Raw genomic sequence first — 17,377 nt, 5'->3', positions numbered from 1 at the left:
GAGCCGGGGATCACTTCCACCACGAGCATGGAGATGGAGACCGAGGAGACCAGCGCGGTCCCAGCCGAACCAACCGAGGAGGAAAGTGCCACCGAAGAACCGGTGGCAGTCGCCGAGGAAGTCGTCATCACTGTTACCTATTTTTCTTATCAAATATCCGGCCCGGTGACCCCCGGCGCCGAGGTGACGGTCGTGAACAAAGATTCAGCTGCCCATACGGTAACTTCGGACCAGGAGGGGATGTTCGATTCCGTCTTCGGCCCCAACGAGACTGTCACCTTTACCGCCCCCAGCGAACCCGGGGAATACTCCTTCATCTGCACCTACCACCCGGCAATGGTCGGTACTTTAGTCGTCGAGGGATAAGCCCCTAGACACCTGTTCGAGCCTGCAGCGCGGTGGCGATGGGTTTGGCTCCCGTGGTGGTAGCTATCGACGCTTCGGTCCACATCCAGCTGGCAGCCAGTTACCAGATGGCCTTTCCCGTAGGAATCGGAGGAGGTAACCAGTTCCGCATCCAACCCGCGGCGAACGATCCTCGTCGCCCCTTAGGTACTGCTTTTTGGGAGCAGACTTCCAACCTGATAGCAGCGGTAGTCGCACTGTCAGCATTCGCTGTCGTCGTCTTATCGGTGTACGGCCAGTTTGCCGGTGCGTTATTCGCGGTGGCAGGTTTCATGATGGGTGTCAGCCGTGAGAGCGACCGTGCGGTCCCGGTCCATTGAATTGACCGGATCTCATTGAGGAGGCTGTTCACCTGCGTACGGCATCGGTGAGTCGATCGCGGCGATAAGTGTTTCGGCCGCTCGGCGGGCTTGCCGTGCCGGTTCGGTGGTGCCGCTTATTGCGGCTGTGGTTTGTGCGCCTTCGGCGAGGATTGCCAGCTGGGCAGCGAGTTCGGCGGTACCGCCGGCGTCGGCGACAAGACGGGATAAGTACTCCTGGAAGGAATGCTTGTGGAGTCGGGCTACCTCGGCGACTGCGGGTGAAACGGCGCCGAGCTCCCCGAAGGCGTTGATGAAACCACAACCCCGAAATGAGTCGGTGGCGAACCAGTCGGCGAGGTAATCGTAGACAGCCAAGAGGCGGTTCCGGGGGGAGTCGGCACGGTCGACGGCTGTTGTGACACCGTCGGTCCATAGATGATGCCGGTACTGCAGTACCGCCAGGACTATTGCCTCTTTCGATGAGAACAACCGGTATAACCGCTTCAGCGACACCCCGGAGGCTTCTCGCAAAGCGTCCATTCCTACAGCCTGGATTCCGCGCGCGTAGTACAGCGCGTCAGCGGCCTCGATCACCCTGTCGCGCACTTTCTCCTGATCCATTGTTCAAGTGTACTTGCGGGAGAACCATCGTTCCCGTAGAGTCGGCCGAACGTAGAGAACGCTCGTTCTCACGCTATTGGAGGGACACTCACATGCCGTTCATCACTGTCGGAAACGAGAATTCGGCGCCAGTGCAGGCGTATTTCGAGGACCACGGAACCGGTCAGCCAGTGGTGCTGATTCATGGGTACCCGCTTGATGGGTCGTCCTGGGAGAAGCAGAGCGCAGCCCTCCTGGATGCCGGCTACCGGGTCATTACCTACGACCGACGCGGTTTCGGTCGGTCCTCCAAGCCGACTACCGGCCACGATTACGACACGTATGCTGCCGATCTGGCCGCCGTTCTAGAATCCCTGGATCTCCGCGACGCTGTCCTGGTCGGGTTCTCCATGGGCACGGGCGAGGTGGGTCGCTACCTCGGAACCTACGGTTCAGAGCGTGTCGCGAAGGCAGTTTTTCTCGGATCGCTGCAGCCCTTCTTGTTGAAGACGGACGACAACCCTGCTGGGGTCCCTCAGGAGGTCTTTGACGGGTTGCTGGAAGCAGTGAAGTCGGACCGGTACGCATTCTTCACCAACTTTTTCGATAGCTTCTTCAATACAAGCGAGAACCTCGGCACCCGTCTCAGCGAGGAGGCCCTGGCGGCGAACAAGAACCTCGCCTATGCGGCGTCGTCCTTCTCGTCCGTGTGGGCGCAGCCCACCTGGCTCACCGACTTCCGTGCCGACGTCGCCAAGATCACGGTGCCCTCCCTGATCGTGCACGGCACCGCTGACAATATTCTGCCGATCGACTCGACGGGACGTGAGTTTCACAAGGCCCTGCCTGAGGCCGAGTACGTCGAGATCGAGGGAGCTCCGCATGGCATGCTCTGGACGCATGCCTCGGAGGTCAACGACATCCTTCTTGGCTTCCTCGCCAAGTAACTGACAGGAAACGGAGAAGAAAAATGACCGATCACCACACAATGGACCGTGCTCAGCAACTGAAGGCGCTGCACACAGCACCCGAGATTCTTCGGGTCGTCAATGTTTGGGATGCCATTAGCGCTGCGACTGTCGCCGCACTACCGGAGTCCCAAGCGATTGCCACGGCTGGTCACTCTATTGCCGCTGCCTATGGCTACGCCGACGGCGCCATGCCGCTGGACACAGCCCTTGCCGGGATCAAGACCATCGTTGACGCCGTCGACCTCCCGGTCACAGCCGATCTCGACGACGGCTACGAAAACCCGGCAGAGACCATCCGCCGAGCAATCGGGCTCGGCGTCGTGGGCGCCAACGTCGAGGACCGTCTTCGACCCTTCGATGAGTCGGTTGCCCGCGTGCACGCCATCATCGCCGCAGCACACGACGAGGGCATCGCGTTTCAGCTCAACGCACGCACCGACGCGATCGTGCGCGGCGGGGACCGCCCACTGAAGGACAGCATCGACGACGCGATCAACCGGGGCCAAGCGTTCCTCGATGCCGGCGCCGCGTTGGTGTTTGTGCCCGGGGCACTCACCCGCGACGTCATCGAGCCCCTTGTTGACGGGCTCGGAAAAGGAAAGCTGTCAGTCATCGGTGCCCCCGGCGCCCTTACCGCCGCCGAAATGCAGGACCTCGGGGTGGCCCGTATCTCCTATGGGCCCTTCACCCAACGGGTCGCCCTGCGAGCACTCCAAGACCTCGCCACCGACCTGTACGGGTCCGGCGTCATCCCGGAGGACACCCCAGCCCTGAACTAAGCACAGAACGGGGTAGTCGACCTTTCGGGTGTATTGATCATTGAATGTATCCGTTGCGTCGGCTTTTTGGCCGGTCCGCCGCCCGCGCAAATCGACGTCGACTATTGATCGGTGACGTGGCTACTCCTTGATGCATCAGCTCATTAGCTCGCCTACCTACCACCTCGGCTCATTTCACAAGTGTCGTGGACGTCTTTGATCTGTGTTTATGCATGTTGTCCTCTTCTCAATTCGCTATGAGATGTTCGAGGAGGAGAAACAGCGCATCATGAATTTCAAAGGATTGCACAATGGGTGCAGGGCTTTCGCCAAGCGCGATCTCGTCCTCCGCCCGTGGCCGCACGGAGGGTCGTTTGGGGTCCAGGATTGGGCTCATATCGGGAGGATAGACGCGTCTGCGATCTCAATCACAGAGGCCATCGAAACCCGGCGCAGAGGCAAAACAAGGTGTGCACAATGTGCACACCTTGGGGGTCGGACTGGGCCGTACCGGTGCCGGACTGGGCCGGTTTGAGGAGGTTTTCGGGGGAGGCCAGTGTTTGCAAGGGGATAAAGCCGGTTCAAGTCCCACTTCGGGCCAAGTTTCCCCTTGTCAGAGGCTGTTTAGCTCTCTGACTGTGCACAAACCGGCTCAGATGGTGAACAGGGTGTACCCGTTTCGGTGGGTGGGTTGCAATCTTCCTGTCACGGTCCGCCTCTTTTCTCTTCTGAAGCCCTTGGTGGGCTTTCCTACTAGTTCATGGGGGAGCGACGAGGAAGGTACATGACTTCGGTGAAGATTTATATTCTGATCCCACGGCCTGCTCGGCTCTCTGTAGCGGTTGAGCTACCCCGGATTTGTTGGTCGAGGCATCACCTGCTCGGGGGAGTCTCTTGCCTTGAGCGCGTCTAGCGTGAGGGGACGGGCTGACGGGCGCTTCGATGACGTTGCGGTGAGTTGGACGGGGACCGCGCAGCTTCGTGCTGTGCCGGTTGACGGGTGGCCTGCGCGGTGCGTTCGTCTGTATCGTCTGAACTCATGGAATTACGTTCTCTTTCCGAATCCGATATGGATCAGGCGCTACTCGCCCAGAAGGAACTTGCTGTAGACCAATTCGACTTCCTCTTGAATTATGACCTCGGGGATGACTGGACGGACTTCCTGGTCGACCTTGAAGCAACTCGACAGGGTCGAGATCTCTCTGTCGGGCGTGTCCCGGCTACCTTCCTCATCGCGGAAGTTGATGGGTGCATCGTGGGACGGGTTTCGATCCGCCATAATCTGAATACGTTTCTGCGGACGGTCGGTGGACACATTGGATATGCCGTTCGCCCTCAGTTCAGGGGGGCGCGGATACGCCCAGCAAATACTGAAGCTCGCCCTTCTTGAAGCCAAGCGACTCGGAATTGATCAGGTTCTGGTGACGTGCGACGCCGATAATCACGCGTCCAGGTCCACAATTGAGAACTGCGGCGGTGTCCGTGAGGCGCCTCTGGCGGCTGATACTGCTACGACAGTAAAACTCCGTTACTGGATCGACACTTAGACCCCGCTTTCTGAGCTGTCGCCAACTTTCCGATAAGCGATCGGCAAAAGGGTGCGTCGGCGTGTAACTGAGCGACCCCGTTGGATAAGCTTCATTGCGCCCGGCGATCCGGTCTAGCTTGGCGTTGGGTGCCAGCCTGTGCCAAACGCTTATCTCTGGGAGACTCATGTCAGACAGATATCCCGTCGGACGACTCGAAGTCCGCGTCGGAGGGCTTTCCCGGCGGCAACTTATGGACAGCCTGAGCGCGCATGGCATCTTAGTTAATGGTCACGCGGAGACGCTGATTGGGGACGTCATTTTCGGCAATCAGACATCTCGGCGGGTCGTGGTCACAGAGCGTACTGTCGCTGAACTAGGGCTTCCGCATGGGGCGACGCTCGCGCAGATTTTCGACAGTGCGCATCAACAGGGCCTGTTGCTGTGCCCGGTGGATACTGCACCCTTTTTACGGATGGCTCTCGCTGAGCAGGCAGCGTCTCGCGATTCGGTGATGTCGTCGGGGAGCGCGCCCGATGGTGCCCTCACGGTGGCCGCTGAAGCGCTTAGTGAGGACGACGAGTATCCGAAAGGCTTCTATCTGCGCGTCGTAGACGGCCAAGCGTGGCTTCGCGGCTACCAGTGCGACGACGAGCACGCTTGGTCCCCCGATGACCGGTTCATCTTTCAGCTTCCGCCGTCTCCCGTCTGAACGTAGCCGGTGGCTGCCCTCTTGGCGATCGTCAGTATCGTTGTGATCGGGTACTGCATCAATCGCATGCTTCGACCGTCCCGCTGACCGATCCCTCAGCGGACACTTTCGCGGGTGGGTTCAATGCGGCAGGGGATCACAATCTCTGGCGGTACCTGACTTCGCCGAAGGGGTTTGGTGAAGTGGATAGCGGCCAACGCGGCGGCGGGGAGGAACAAGACCCATCCGAGCGCTGGTATCGGCGCTTGGAAGGGTGGACCTCCCGTAAGCAGGCTGACCGCGGCCAACGGGCCCAGCACAGCACCGAGGGCGGCGGCAGGGATTCGAAGTCCGGACTTTTTGGCTTCAACCAACTTATGCATTCCGAGGGCCGGTGCGGCTGCCGACGCGGCGACCGGCAAGCCGGTCAGGAACGCCAATCCGGACTGCCCGATCACGGTCATCAGGTGCGGAAAGCCTGATGTGAAGGAGCCCAGGATGTGCAGGGCGATGCTGGTCGCGATGCCGACCATGCCCCCGAAGATGACCATCCTGAAAAAGGCGCTTGCCAGCGGCGTAGTTTGTTCCCCCATACGGGGAGCTTAGCGTCCGGTCTTGCCTTGCAACAGAGCCTGTCTCCGATCTCTTGCTCCAGCCAAAGGCGTATCCGTCTCATGGGTTGATGCTCTGACGCTGCACTGCGATGGACCCAGGGGGCTGAGTGAAAGTGCGCTCTGCCCGATGCGACGCACCGTACAGCTTTACAGGGCCTGTCGTTGCGGTAGGGGACCGACTTAGGGACGCCTATCCGCTGCGTTGGAGCGGTACGGATTTCCGCAAAAGAGCTGAAGGTAGTTCTTTTAATGCCCTCAGTAATTAGACTCGCTGACACGTAGTCGCTCGAAATTGGGGGAACAATGGAGTCAACCGCAAAGAAGTGCATTCAATGGGGTGTCGTACTAATCATCGGTGGTGGATTTGCGCTGCTTCTGCTCCCGTTGTTGATCGGCCTTCTCGCGCAAACCGCGGGCCAAACGGCGGCTATTGGAGTTGGGGCAGTAGAAATCGTCCTCACCTTAGTTCGGTGGGCGATGATACCGATGGGGACAACGCTGATCGGTGCTGCTATTGTAATCCGCACCTTTGCCCCGTCGCTTGAACATTCTCAAACTAGCCACACTTCTAACCCATAGGTTGCGGTGCAGTAGGCAACAGATCAGGACACTCAACGTCCGCTACAGCCATAGTTCAGCGCGTAATAATTCCCTCTGCACCTCCGCGAATCGGGTTTAGCGCTTTCTATCATCTCGCCGGACCCCAACGAGGTGTGTTGCGGTGGGAGATCCTCCTGCGGGGCAGGTGCTTCGCGAGGCGTAGATGGATCTCTACTGCTCGAGTTGTCCGCTGATCCTCGCCGGGATGTGTTCGGGGAAGTCTTCTTCTCCTATCCCGCCAGGTTCGTAGAATGACTCCACGAACCCTAGTACTTCATCGAGCAGTTCGTCTTCGGTCATACGCGCCGTGTCATCTGGTGTATGCCCTGCCGACCCGGCCGCGAACTTACCTACGGTGAACCCGTAGGTTCCCCCTGCTGGGCCGTTGAGCCACGCGAAATCATAGCTGAGGCCTCCATCTGGCTGCCTTCTCTCACTGATCCGGAACAGCTCATCATCGATAGTGACTTCGAACGGCTTCATCCCATAAGTCTAGATTTGCGCCAACGAACCGTCCCACACGAGAATCCCCTAGCGCGATACATCAGCCCGCAGCCTCCTGTGAACCATCGTTTCCAAATATGTGCTTCTTCAATCAGGTTCCATATGACTCTTGATGCCATACATGGGGCATGTGGATCCGCGCAGCCGATAGCACCGCCCACCGCCCGTGAGGAGCAAGTGCTCCTCACGGTGGCTCGGCGCGCGTAATCGGGTCGAGCTCGCCATGTGGGCTCATGAGACCGGCCGCACCTGAGGCTGGAGCGGGGTGCCGGAGATGCCAGTCGAGATGCCCAAGGCATTCCCGAGCATCAGGTTGCGGGGCGTCAGCTGCCAACTGCGACGCGGCATGTCCGCGCCCTTGTCACGGTGTCACGCATGCTTCGTTGGAAGGACTTGCTGCGTCGTACCAGCGCAGAAGCCGCAGAGCCCTGAGGGTGTTCCACCGACTCGAGGTGCCATCGGGTCCTTCGAATCGAAAGTGGACCGCCCCAGGGTGAGTGCCCTCCAGCAGCCAACATCCGTTTGGCTGACGCTTGGCGCGAACTTGGTCAATCGCCTCAACCAGCCGCGGATCGGCCGGGCCGCCACGCAGGGCGAAGTAGCTCGTCGCCTTGAGCAGGTCATAGTGCCAGCGTGGAGGGTAGGAGAATTGCAGCCATCGGGGGTTCACCAGTTCCCCGGTGCGCAACGAACGGAACAGGCTGCGTCGAAGCAGATACTCTTCGCCCTCGTGGCGCGCCCGGCGGACTTCGTCGGATCCACCGGTGTGTCGCTCCCACCTCAGCAAAGCGTCGACCACGTCAAGAGTGCTGGCGAACGATCCCGGTGCCGAACGCGCCTCGGCCCAGCAGTTCCAGCCACCGTCAGGCAGCTGATCGGTCACGATCCGCTGCACCACCGGGTCGACGTCGATGCCCAGGTAGGTGCCGATCAGAATAGTGCCAGCGTTGATGCAGCAGTCGACTTCCCCGGCGAAGAACGGCAACCCGTCATATTCCCACCGGCAGTTGTGGGCGACCAGTTGCGCTGTCTCCCGCATCACCGCGCTGCCCGGCGGTACGCCCAGGTGGCACAGGTCTAACAACACCGGGTAGGTAGCGGTCCATGGTTGCTCCGGTTCCTCAGCGGGCTGCTCACTTGGCGTCTCGGTCGGTTCCGCGTCGGGTGTCGGGAACGGTGGAGGTGGCTCGCCGGCAGCCAGGGCCCGCGCGGTACTTTCGGCGAACGCCGCGGTATTCGGGAAGCATGCCCCGCCCGACCAATGTCCGTCAGGGGCTCGCAGCGCGAGTAGCCCAGCGCCCCACCCTTCGTGTGCCACCCGCGCCCGTTCATCTTCCACCTCATCCTGTGGGGCATCGAGGAGGTCGTGCAACACCTGCCAACGGATCGCTGGATCGCCTTGGAGCAGCCATTGCACGACCGGGTCGTCCCCGGCCATCGGTGGGGTCTGCGGGAGGTAGGGATCGTACTTCTTCAGCGAAGTTTCCACGGTGGCATCGTAATCGAAGGCAAGGACGCAATAAAGACGTGAAGGCAGCGGAAATCCACCCCACGGCCTCCCCTTAGCGGCTGCCGAGTAAAATCTGGGCAGAGAAGATACCGCCGTCGGGGTAGCCGGCGTTGAAACTGTAACGACTTGGAGCCTAAACCCTGCCCGGTTGATCCTGAGGGGCGCACGCGAAGGACAGCGGAACCGGTGACCCTGTCTGCGGCGAGATCAGCCAGGGCTGTATCTGCCGCATCAAACGGGTAGACGCTGATGGAAGGAGCCAACGGAATCTGGGCTGCGAGCGCTAGAAATTCCCGTCCATCGGCGCGGGTATTGGCTGTCACGCTGCGCACTTGACGTTCGTAGAACAAATGGGCGTTGTAGTTCAGGGGCGGTATGTCACAGAGAATGGCGGAATCAAGAGGTACGGGCGGTTCGTCGTAGGCATCGCCGACATACTCTGCCCCAAGCTTTCTGGCTAAGGCGCGGGCCTCCTCGGAACGGGTCATGACGTAGACGGATGCGCCTTGGTATATCGCCATCTGCGCGGTCAAGTGCGCGGAACTGCCGAAACCATAGATGCCTAGGCGTCCACCAGATGGCACATTTGCCCGTTTCAGCGAACGGTAACCAATAATGCCGGAACACAGCAGTGGTGCGGCTTGTTCATCCGTGAAAGCCTCCGGAATGAGATAGGCGAAGTCCTGGGAGACGGTGAGTTGCTCGGCGTAACCGCCGTCCTTGTCCCATCCAGTGAGGACGGGTGCCGCGCACAGATTCTCATCACCCCGGCGACAGTAGGGGCACGTACCGCAGACGCCGCCCAGCCAGGCAACGCCAACCCTGTCGCCCGGCGCGAACCTGGAACTGCCTGGGCCGCTCGCTACTACTGTGCCCACTGCCTCGTGACCGGGGATGACGGCAGGGCGACGCGGCTGGAGGTCACCCTCGGCCAGATGGAGATCGGTACGGCACACACCGCAGACTTTCACATCCACCAGGAGTTCATTGGGGCCGGGTTCAGGGGTTTCACGGACCCCCTTGACCATGGGCCGGGTATTCATGGGACCGGGTTGGTCCACCCACCAAGCGAGCACCGAGACCTCCTACATCATCGGACTCAACAATGTCAGGGTAGGAAACGCACCCGAAGAGCCGAAGGTCCCACCTTCCTGAGCAACCCGGTTGTCCGCTGGGCAGGGGTCGACGGAAATGCCCGAGACACAAATAGTGCGAACAGTTTCCTAGCGGTTCATGACATCGGAGGGCAGGCCTTTCTACCCTAGCGGGCGGATTTTGGGCAGCGTTGACTTGAACTGCGGGCTGAAAGTACAAGCGGGACGGAAAGTGGAACGCTTCCGCACCGGATAGAGAGGGAATCGCGTGGATAAGTCGTATCGGGGGCGGTTGGGGCCCTTGTCCTTCACCCAGGCTCAGCACAACATGCGCACGTCCCAATAGCGGAGGAAAGCTGCCATGACTGAGGTAATGCGGTATGAAGTGGGCTCCGGGACGGTGCTCGTCGAGACTGAAGATAACAGCTACGGCGTGAACCACCCGGCCCGCAACGAACAGGGGATCCTGGATGTCGGCAGGCGTCTGGAGGATGCTCTCGCGAGCATCCGCCCAGCAGCCCGGGCAGCGTTGGAGGCCATGGCAGAGCTGACCCCTGAAAAGGTGGAGATCGAATTCGGCGTGAAACTGGCTGGGGATGCGGGGGCGCTGATCGCCCGCAGCAGTGGGGACGCGCATTTCATCCTCAGGATGTCGTGGAGTCCTTCGAATGCTGCTCCCCTGGACGAGGAAGAGACAACCTGATGAGGACCGCGGTGTTCGGGTTCTCGAACAGGGCTGGTGCAGGGCCCGCTGCACTACGAGGACCTGCCGGTTGAACCTGAGCTCGAAACCGAGCCCATGGGCTTCTAACGGATAGGAGTGATGGAACCATGAAAGCAGCAACCGCACGTCCCACCCGGTGGCCTGTCATCGCGAAGGACCCGGCATCGTTTCGCGTGCCGCCCAATCTCGGCGAGTACGAGGAAGTTCGGAAGTCCTTCACATGGGACCAGGCGCGGCGAGAGCTATCCGGGCTACCCGGGGGCCGGGGTCTGAACATCGCCTACGAGGCAGTAGACCGGCACGCCACAGGTGACCGGTCCGGCATTGAAGCGCTGCGCTTCATCCGGTCAGACGGCGGCACCCGCTCACTGAGTTATGCGCAGCTGGCCAGCCAGACCAGCCGGTTTGCCGCGGTCCTGCGGGAACTCGGGGTCGGGAGGGGCGAACGGGTCTTCTCCCTCCTGGGCCGCAGCCCGGACCTTTACGTGGCGGTCCTGGGCACGTTTAAAAATGCCAGTGTCTTCTGCCCGCTCTTTCCGGCCTTTGGTCCCGAACCGGTGCAGCAAAGACTGCGTCTCGGGGCGGGCCGTGTGCTGGTGACCAGCAGGGCGTTGTACCGGAAGAAGGTCGCACCCATCAGGGAGAGCCTTCCCGAGCTGCGCTTCGTCCTGCTGGCCGATGCTGACGGCCACCCTGAACCGGACACCCTGGACCTCACCGAGCTCCTGGCCAAAGCCTCGCCGGACCAGGACATTGCGGTCACGCAGCCCGAGGACATGGCCCTGCTGCACTTCACCAGCGGAACCACAGGCACCCCCAAAGGTGCGATCCACGTCCATGAGGCAGTGGTCGCCCACTATGCCACCGGCCGCTACGCCCTGGACCTCCATCCGGATGACATCTACTGGTGCACAGCCGATCCGGGTTGGGTTACCGGGACCTCCTACGGGATCATCGCACCTCTGGTCCATGGGGTCACTGTGGTGGTGGATGAGGAAGAACTCGACATTGACCGGTGGTACAGGATTCTCGCCGAACAGCACATCACGGTCTGGTACACGGCTCCGACGGCGCTGCGCATGCTGATGAAGGCGGGGGCGGAGAGGGCTGCTGGCCACGACTTGTCTGCCCTGCGCTTCGTCGCGAGTGTTGGCGAGCCGTTGAATCCCGAAGCCGTGGTGTGGGGACAGGAGGTCCTGGGCCTGCCGATTCATGACAACTGGTGGCAGACCGAGACCGGGGGCATCATGATTTCCAACTATCCTTCCATGCCCATCCGCCCCGGCTCCATGGGGCGGGCGCTGCCGGGAATCGAAGCTGCGCTGGTAGCGCGGGACGCCCACGGTGAGCCCATCATCCAGGACGGAAAGGCCACGCTCGTCACCGAACCGGACACCATGGGGGAACTGGCGCTCCGGCCCGGATGGCCTTCCATGTTCCGCGGCTACCTCAACGAGGACGAGAGGTACCGCCACTGTTTCGCCGGTGGCTGGTATCTCACCGGCGACCTGGCAAGGCGCGACGGCGACGGGTACTTCTGGTTCGTGGGCCGCGGGGACGATGTCATCAAGTCATCAGGTCACCTGATCGGCCCCTTCGAAGTGGAAAGCTGCCTGATGGAGCACCCGGCAGTGGCGGAGGCCGGGGTCATCGGTGTCCCCGACCCGGTGGCCGGAGAAGTGGTCAAGGCCTTTGTCGAACTGCAGCGAGGCCAGGAACCCTCCGAGGAACTCCGGCTGCAAATTATCGGATTCGCCCGCAAACGCTTGGGCGCCGCGGTCGCCCCCAGGGTCCTCGAGTTCACCACCGACCTGCCCAAGACCCGTAGCGGCAAGATTCTCCGCCGGCTGCTCAAGGCGCGCGAGCTGAGCCTGCCCGAGGGCGACCTGTCAACGCTGGAACAGGCCGGGCTGCGGCCATGAACGAGCGGCGGGAGCAGGCCATCCCTGATGCTGGCCACGCCCGGCATCTCTTGCGGCAGATGCTGCGTGTGCGCACCCTCGAGGAAAAGTGCATTGAACTTTACAGCGCCGCTAAGATCCGCGGTTTCCTGCATGTCTACATCGGTGAAGAAGCCGTGGCCGCCGGGGTGCTGGAAACGCTGGCGCCGGAGGACGCCGTGGTGGCCACCTACCGGGAGCACGGCCATGCGCTCCTGCGGGGGTTGTCCGCCGGCTCCATCCTGGCCGAGATGTATGGGCGTCTTGAAGGATGCTGCCGCGGCCGGGGCGGCTCCATGCACCTCTTCGATGCCGCCACCCGCTTCTACGGTGGAAACGCGATTGTGGCCGGCGGGTTGCCGCTCGCCGTCGGCCTAGCCTTGGCCGACAAAATGGCCGGCCGGCGCCGGGTGACCGCCTGCTTCTTTGGGGAAGGTGCGGTAGCTGAAGGCGAGTTCCACGAAAGCCTGAACCTTGCAGCGCTGTGGCAGCTTCCGGTGCTCTTCTGCTGCGAGAACAACCTGTACGCCATGGGCACGGCACTGTTCCGTTCGGAGTCACAAACCGACATGGCCCTCAAGGCCGCCGGCTATGAGATACCCGCCTGGGCCGTCGACGGGATGGACGTGCTCGCGGTCGAGGAAGCTGCCCGGCGGGCCGTTGATGCCGTGCGCTCCGGCGGAGGCCCGCATTTCCTGGAGCTGCGTACCTACCGCTTCCGCGCCCACTCGATGTTCGACCCTGAGCTGTACCGGGAGAAATCCGAGGTGGCCCGGTGGATGGAACGGGATCCCATCGTCCTGATCAAATCCGCGCTGGAGGCGGCAGGTGAGCTGTCGGACGAGCAGTGGGCCGCGCTGCAGGCCGACGTCGACGCGGAGGTGGCTGCCGGCGTCGAATTCGCAGAGGCGGGCACACTCGAACCGGTGGAGGACCTCACCCGGTTTGTCTACAGCGAGCGAAACGACGTAGCCGAAGGGGGGCCGGCAGCATGAAAACCACTTACCGGGAAGCGGTCAGGGCAGCCCTCCGGGACGCCCTGCAGCGCGACGAGCGGGTGTTCCTGATGGGCGAGGACGTGGGCCGCTACGGCGGCAGCTTCGCCGTCAGCCTGGGCCTTCTTGAGGAATTCGGCCCGGAGCGCATCCGCGATACTCCGCTGTCCGAATCCGGCTTTGTCGGGGCGGGAATCGGAGCGGCCCTGGGCGGAATGCGTCCCGTCGTCGAAATCATGACAGTCAACTTCAGCCTGCTTGCCCTGGACCAGATCATCAACAACGCAGCGACCCTGCTGCACATGTCCGGCGGCCAATTCAACGTGCCAATAGTGATCCGGATGACCACAGGGGCGGGCCGCCAGCTCGGCGCACAGCACTCGCACAGCCTGGAAGGGTGGTATGCGCACATTCCGGGCCTGCGCATCCTGGCCCCCGCCACCCTCGCCGACGCCCGCGGGATGTTATGGACCGCGCTCCAGGACGCGGACCCGGTGCTGATCTTCGAGCACGGGTCGCTGTACAACGTCGCGGGGGAGCTGGAGGACGGCGCCGGGCCTGTGGACATCGACAAAGCTGCCATCCGGCGCCGCGGAAACGCCGTCACCCTTATCACCTACGGCGGTACCCTTCCCCTCGTGCTGGAGGCCGCGGACCGCTTGGCCGGGGACGGCATTGACGCTGAGGTCCTTGACCTGCGCACCCTCCGGCCGCTCGACGACGGGACCATCTTCAACAGCGTCGGCAAGACCCACCGGGCAGTGGTCGTGGATGAAGGCTGGCGGAGCGGCAGCCTCTCCGCCGAGATCGCCGCCAGGATCGGCGAGCACGCCTTTTTCGACCTCGACGCCCCGGTGGAACGGGTCTGCAGTGAAGAAGTGCCCGTGCCGTACGCCAAGCACATGGAGCTGGCCGCGCTGCCGTCGGTTGAGAGGGTCGTGGCTGCCGTGCGGAAGGCCGTGGGAAACCGTGGCTGAGTTTCGAATGCCGTCCCTGGGCGCCGATATGGAGCACGGCAAGGTGGTGGAGTGGCTGGTCAAGCCCGGTGACTATGTCCACAAGGGTGACATCGTGGCCGCTGTGGACACCGACAAGACCGTCATGGACATCGAGTCATTCGAGGAAGGCGTGGTCGCCGAGTTCCTTGTGGACATCGGCGACACCGTGAACGTAGGGACACCCATCGCCCGGTTCACTCCGACACCCGCCGACCGAAGCCCGGCCCCGTCAGAACCAACCCCCACCGTGGCGTCGGCTGGCGANCCAGCCGTTGTGGAGCCCAAAGTCCCTTCACCTCCGGCGGTCAAACACGGCAGCAAAATCTCGCCGCCGGTCCGGCATCTGGCCCACTCCCTCGGGGTCGACGTCGGCTCGATCCGTGGCAGCGGCCTGAATGGCGAGGTGACCCGTGCCGACGTCGAAAGTGCTGCCGCCGAGAGTACGGCCAGGGGAGTGCCGGCAGCTCCCGGAGCCCAAAACGGCCCGGCGTACCAGCGCAGGATGCGGTCCTCCCCGCGTGCCCGGCGGCTGGCGACCCAGGTTGGGGTCGACCTTCAAGAAGTGGTCGGTACCGGGCCCGACGGCGCCATCACCGAGTCCGATGTCCGTCGCGCCGCGGGCGCGGCCACCGGAAAACGGGTGGAGGCGATGGCATCCGAGCCTCCACGGCAAGCGGAGCCTGCAGTCGACGCTGCACCGCGGAGCCGGAAAGAGATCGGCGGGGATAAGGCCGCCACCCTCAGGCAGGCCATCGGCTCCCTCATGTCCCGTTCGAAGAAGGAAATTCCGCACTACTACTTGGCCAACACTCTTGACCTGGCAACGGCGATGGCGTGGATGCAATCGCAGAACCAACAGCGGCCGGTCTCATCCCGCCTGGTTCCCTCGGCCCTGCTGCTGAAGGCGACGGCATTGGCCGCAAAGGAAACGCCGGAGATGAACGGGTTCTTTACCCGTGGGACGTTTCACCCGAGCGCCAGCGTCCATCTTGGCGTCGCTGTGGCCCTGCGCCACGGAGGTCTGGTGGCTCCCGCCCTGCACGATGCCCAAACGCTGACCCTCGATGAACTTATGGACAAGTTGCGCGGCCTCGTCAGCCGAGCCCGGGCGGGCCGGCTGCAGCGCGCCGAGATGACCGACCCCACCATCACCGTGACCAACCTGGGCGACCTCGGCGTGGACAGCGTCTACGGCGTAATCTATCCACCCCAGGTGGCCATGGTGGGCTTCGGCAAAGTCCTTGAGCAGCCGTGGGCGCACAACGGAATGCTCGGCATCCGCCACACTGTCGCCGCAACGCTATCGGCAGACCATCGCGTCAGCGACGGGCTCCGCGGCGGCCGTTTCCTTTCCCGCATCGATGAATTACTGCAGAGACCGGAGGAGTTATGAAGGAACAGGACGCCAGACAGGCAGTGCAGGCAGCAATCAGCCAGGTGGCCCCCGATGTTGAACCTGATGATCTCGAAGGCTGTGCCCGGTTGCGCCAGGACCTGGAACTTGACTCGCTGGACTTTCTTCATCTCGTGGAGACCATCGCAAAGACCACCGGTGTGGACATTCCGGAACGCGACTATCCGGCGGTGGCAACGGTTGACGGCCTCGTTGGTTACCTCGCCGGTCATAGCTGAATGCGGTATCCGGCGGCAGAGTATGGGAAAATCAACGGGAACGGGAAATTATGAAACACCAGCAGCCGACCCTCCGGTTCCTTGGAGCCACCGATACCGTTACCGGTTCCCGATACCTGATTGAGGCCGGTGGCAAGCGTGTGCTGGTCGACTGCGGACTTTTCCAGGGCTACAAGCGCAGCCGCGAACGCAACCGCGCACCCTTTCCCGTCCCGCCGCATTCCATCGACGCCGTGGTCCTGACTCATGCGCACCTGGACCACACCGGATACGTACCCGCGCTCGTCAGGGACGGCTTCGCCGGACCTGTCTACGCCACAGAGGGCACCTTCGACCTCTGCAAGCTGATCCTCCCGGACAGCGGACACTTACAGGAAGAAGAGGCCAGGTACGCATCCCACCGCGGATCGTCCCAACACAGGCCGCCGCTTCCGCTCTACACGGCGGCCGATGCCGTGAAGTCCCTCAACAGTTTCAAAACCCACGGGTTCGACACCCCCTTGCCGCTTGGCGGAGGCATGGAACTGACGTTCCTGCCCGCCGGTCACATCCTGGGCGCCGCGCAGGTCCATATCCGGATCGGCTCACACTCCGTGCATTTCACCGGGGATCTGGGCCGAGCCGATGATCCTTTCATGTACCCGCCGCGGGCGCTTGGCCGTGTCGGGGTGCTGGTAACCGAGTCAACGTACGGCAACCGGAAACACTCAGGCATGGACCCGCAGAAACAACTTGGGGAGATCATTAATCGGGTGGCGAAACGCGGCGGGGTGATCATGATTGCAGCGTTCGCCGTAGGCCGGGCTGAGACGCTGATGCTGTATCTGTCCAAGCTCCGCAGGAAGAACGCGATTCCGGACATCCCGGTGTACCTGAACAGCCCCATGGCGATCGACGCTTCCCGGATGTACCAGCGGTACCGCGAGGAACACCATCTCAAGCAGGACGACTACGAAGGCATGTATAGGCTGGCCAGGCTCACCCGCACCGCGGATGAGTCCAAGCTGCTGAACCTGCGAGGCGGACCGATGATCATCATTTCAGCCAGCGGCATGCTGACCGGCGGCAGGATCCTGCATCACATCGCAGCGTATGGACCGGATTCGAAAAACGCCATCGTCCTCAGCGGCTACCAGGCCAGCGGTACCCGGGGTGCGGTCCTCGCCGCCGGGGAACGTGTGCTCCGCATCTATGGTGGGGACGTTTTGATCCGCGCCGAAGTTATCCAGATGCAAAGCCTGTCTGCCCACGCCGATTCCGACGGGCTCATCGCGTGGATGAAAGCAGCAGAAACCGAACCCCGCATGACCTACATTACGCATGGCGAACCCGTTGCATCGGATGCCCTCCGCATCCGTATTAAACGGGAACTGGGCTGGCGGGCCCGGATGCCTGAACACCTGGAACAGATCTCCATTGAGAACCCGCGATGAAGCCCTGCAGTGGATTGCCCGTACCAACCGAGGGGGCGCCGCACGGGGCATGGTGAGGTTCTGGTCCAGTGTGAAACCCG

General features: G+C 62.3%; 19 protein-coding genes. 13 read left to right on the top strand and 6 right to left on the bottom strand.

What is annotated here, in order from left to right:
* Window positions 1-33: 33 nt before the first annotated feature.
* Together K728_RS20280 and K728_RS19830 are read left to right on the top strand one after the other, a co-directional pair.
* Window positions 34-366 (top strand): cupredoxin domain-containing protein, encoded by a 333-nt coding sequence (locus K728_RS20280; protein WP_193353948.1) that lies wholly within the window; start codon window positions 34-36, stop codon window positions 364-366.
* A 56-nt stretch (window positions 367-422) separates the two neighbouring features.
* Window positions 423-725: a hypothetical protein gene (locus K728_RS19830; RefSeq protein ID WP_156911375.1), complete on the top strand. Its 303-nt coding sequence runs from the start codon at window positions 423-425 to the stop codon at window positions 723-725.
* Between the two features lie 12 nt (window positions 726-737).
* Here the strand turns inward: K728_RS19830 and K728_RS0116945 are convergent, their stop codons facing one another.
* Window positions 738-1,328, bottom strand: coding sequence for a TetR/AcrR family transcriptional regulator (locus tag K728_RS0116945; protein WP_024477408.1), 591 nt, complete (start codon window positions 1,326-1,328; stop codon window positions 738-740).
* Window positions 1,329-1,420: 92 nt separating this feature from the next.
* On the opposite strand from K728_RS0116945, the gene K728_RS0116940 reads away from it, so the two are divergent.
* Window positions 1,421-2,254 carry an alpha/beta fold hydrolase gene (locus K728_RS0116940; RefSeq protein ID WP_024477407.1) on the top strand — a complete coding sequence of 278 codons (834 nt, stop codon included), beginning with the start codon at window positions 1,421-1,423 and terminating at the stop codon, window positions 2,252-2,254.
* A 23-nt stretch (window positions 2,255-2,277) separates the two neighbouring features.
* Window positions 2,278-3,057 carry an isocitrate lyase/PEP mutase family protein gene (locus K728_RS0116935; protein ID WP_024477406.1) on the top strand — a complete coding sequence of 260 codons (780 nt, stop codon included), beginning with the start codon at window positions 2,278-2,280 and terminating at the stop codon, window positions 3,055-3,057.
* A gap of 1,060 nt (window positions 3,058-4,117) precedes the next feature.
* On the opposite strand, the gene K728_RS21075 is transcribed toward K728_RS0116935, so the two are convergent.
* Window positions 4,118-4,315 carry a hypothetical protein gene (locus K728_RS21075; RefSeq protein ID WP_051317723.1) on the bottom strand — a complete coding sequence of 66 codons (198 nt, stop codon included), beginning with the start codon at window positions 4,313-4,315 and terminating at the stop codon, window positions 4,118-4,120.
* A 43-nt stretch (window positions 4,316-4,358) separates the two neighbouring features.
* On the opposite strand from K728_RS21075, the gene K728_RS23390 reads away from it, so the two are divergent.
* Both K728_RS23390 and K728_RS0116925 read left to right on the top strand, forming a co-directional pair.
* On the top strand, window positions 4,359-4,583 hold the full coding sequence (locus K728_RS23390) for a GNAT family N-acetyltransferase (protein WP_443111011.1): 225 nt from the start codon (window positions 4,359-4,361) through the stop codon (window positions 4,581-4,583).
* Between the two features lie 166 nt (window positions 4,584-4,749).
* Window positions 4,750-5,274, top strand: a complete 525-nt coding sequence (locus K728_RS0116925; protein WP_024477405.1) for a hypothetical protein — start codon at window positions 4,750-4,752, stop codon at window positions 5,272-5,274.
* 95 nt (window positions 5,275-5,369) lie between these two features.
* Here K728_RS0116925 and K728_RS0116920 read toward each other — a convergent pair whose 3' ends face one another.
* The 4 genes from K728_RS0116920 to K728_RS0116900 form a co-directional block, all read right to left on the bottom strand.
* Window positions 5,370-5,846, bottom strand: coding sequence for a hypothetical protein (locus K728_RS0116920; protein WP_156911373.1), 477 nt, complete (start codon window positions 5,844-5,846; stop codon window positions 5,370-5,372).
* Between the two features lie 792 nt (window positions 5,847-6,638).
* The gene (locus K728_RS0116910) at window positions 6,639-6,950 is read right to left on the bottom strand and encodes a hypothetical protein (protein WP_024477402.1); all 312 of its coding nucleotides are present in this window, start codon (window positions 6,948-6,950) and stop codon (window positions 6,639-6,641) included.
* Between the two features lie 382 nt (window positions 6,951-7,332).
* Window positions 7,333-8,460 (bottom strand): hypothetical protein, encoded by a 1,128-nt coding sequence (locus tag K728_RS0116905; protein WP_237742173.1) that lies wholly within the window; start codon window positions 8,458-8,460, stop codon window positions 7,333-7,335.
* Window positions 8,445-9,542, bottom strand: a complete 1,098-nt coding sequence (locus K728_RS0116900; protein ID WP_443111012.1) for a zinc-binding alcohol dehydrogenase family protein — start codon at window positions 9,540-9,542, stop codon at window positions 8,445-8,447. The genes K728_RS0116905 and K728_RS0116900 overlap by 16 nt, the downstream gene beginning before the upstream one ends.
* A 394-nt stretch (window positions 9,543-9,936) precedes the next feature.
* On the opposite strand from K728_RS0116900, the gene K728_RS0116895 reads away from it, so the two are divergent.
* The 7 genes from K728_RS0116895 (at window position 9,937) to K728_RS0116865 (ending at window position 17,297) form a co-directional block, all read left to right on the top strand.
* A complete protein-coding gene (locus K728_RS0116895; RefSeq protein ID WP_024477399.1) occupies window positions 9,937-10,278 on the top strand; it encodes a CU044_2847 family protein in 342 nt (113 codons plus the stop codon).
* A gap of 128 nt (window positions 10,279-10,406) precedes the next feature.
* On the top strand, window positions 10,407-12,221 hold the full coding sequence (gene acsA / locus K728_RS0116890; protein WP_024477398.1) for an acetate--CoA ligase: 1,815 nt from the start codon (window positions 10,407-10,409) through the stop codon (window positions 12,219-12,221).
* On the top strand, window positions 12,218-13,234 hold the full coding sequence (pdhA, locus tag K728_RS0116885; protein ID WP_024477397.1) for a pyruvate dehydrogenase (acetyl-transferring) E1 component subunit alpha: 1,017 nt from the start codon (window positions 12,218-12,220) through the stop codon (window positions 13,232-13,234). Before acsA ends, pdhA begins: the two co-directional genes overlap by 4 nt.
* Entirely contained in the window at window positions 13,231-14,211 is a 981-nt protein-coding gene (locus K728_RS0116880; protein ID WP_024477396.1) for an alpha-ketoacid dehydrogenase subunit beta, read from the top strand. Before pdhA ends, K728_RS0116880 begins: the two co-directional genes overlap by 4 nt.
* Window positions 14,204-15,625 carry a 2-oxo acid dehydrogenase subunit E2 gene (locus K728_RS0116875; protein WP_024477395.1) on the top strand — a complete coding sequence of 474 codons (1,422 nt, stop codon included), beginning with the start codon at window positions 14,204-14,206 and terminating at the stop codon, window positions 15,623-15,625. Before K728_RS0116880 ends, K728_RS0116875 begins: the two co-directional genes overlap by 8 nt.
* A complete protein-coding gene (locus K728_RS0116870; RefSeq protein WP_024477394.1) occupies window positions 15,622-15,864 on the top strand; it encodes an acyl carrier protein in 243 nt (80 codons plus the stop codon). The genes K728_RS0116875 and K728_RS0116870 overlap by 4 nt, the downstream gene beginning before the upstream one ends.
* 50 nt (window positions 15,865-15,914) lie before the next feature.
* On the top strand, window positions 15,915-17,297 hold the full coding sequence (locus K728_RS0116865; RefSeq protein ID WP_035748498.1) for an MBL fold metallo-hydrolase RNA specificity domain-containing protein: 1,383 nt from the start codon (window positions 15,915-15,917) through the stop codon (window positions 17,295-17,297).
* Window positions 17,298-17,377 lie beyond the last annotated feature (80 nt).

Origin of the sequence: Arthrobacter sp. CAL618 (genome assembly GCF_000468215.1) — a bacterium.
Classification (GTDB): Bacteria; Actinomycetota; Actinomycetes; order Actinomycetales; family Micrococcaceae; genus Arthrobacter_D.
This window is presented reverse-complemented; position numbering and strand designations above follow the sequence as displayed.

Coding starts and splice junctions, on each gene's coding strand:
- K728_RS20280 (WP_193353948.1), top strand. CDS start 34: ATGGAGACCGAGGAGACCAGCGCGGTCCCAGCCGAACCAACCGAGGAG.
- K728_RS0116945 (WP_024477408.1), bottom strand. CDS start 1,328: ATGGATCAGGAGAAAGTGCGCGACAGGGTGATCGAGGCCGCTGACGCG.
- K728_RS0116940 (WP_024477407.1), top strand. CDS start 1,421: ATGCCGTTCATCACTGTCGGAAACGAGAATTCGGCGCCAGTGCAGGCG.
- K728_RS0116935 (WP_024477406.1), top strand. CDS start 2,278: ATGACCGATCACCACACAATGGACCGTGCTCAGCAACTGAAGGCGCTG.
- K728_RS21075 (WP_051317723.1), bottom strand. CDS start 4,315: ATGGCGGATCGAAACCCGTCCCACGATGCACCCATCAACTTCCGCGAT.
- K728_RS23390 (WP_443111011.1), top strand. CDS start 4,359: ATGCCGTTCGCCCTCAGTTCAGGGGGGCGCGGATACGCCCAGCAAATA.
- K728_RS0116925 (WP_024477405.1), top strand. CDS start 4,750: ATGTCAGACAGATATCCCGTCGGACGACTCGAAGTCCGCGTCGGAGGG.
- K728_RS0116920 (WP_156911373.1), bottom strand. CDS start 5,846: ATGGGGGAACAAACTACGCCGCTGGCAAGCGCCTTTTTCAGGATGGTC.
- K728_RS0116910 (WP_024477402.1), bottom strand. CDS start 6,950: ATGAAGCCGTTCGAAGTCACTATCGATGATGAGCTGTTCCGGATCAGT.
- K728_RS0116895 (WP_024477399.1), top strand. CDS start 9,937: ATGACTGAGGTAATGCGGTATGAAGTGGGCTCCGGGACGGTGCTCGTC.
- acsA (WP_024477398.1), top strand. CDS start 10,407: ATGAAAGCAGCAACCGCACGTCCCACCCGGTGGCCTGTCATCGCGAAG.
- pdhA (WP_024477397.1), top strand. CDS start 12,218: ATGAACGAGCGGCGGGAGCAGGCCATCCCTGATGCTGGCCACGCCCGG.
- K728_RS0116880 (WP_024477396.1), top strand. CDS start 13,231: ATGAAAACCACTTACCGGGAAGCGGTCAGGGCAGCCCTCCGGGACGCC.
- K728_RS0116870 (WP_024477394.1), top strand. CDS start 15,622: ATGAAGGAACAGGACGCCAGACAGGCAGTGCAGGCAGCAATCAGCCAG.
- K728_RS0116865 (WP_035748498.1), top strand. CDS start 15,915: ATGAAACACCAGCAGCCGACCCTCCGGTTCCTTGGAGCCACCGATACC.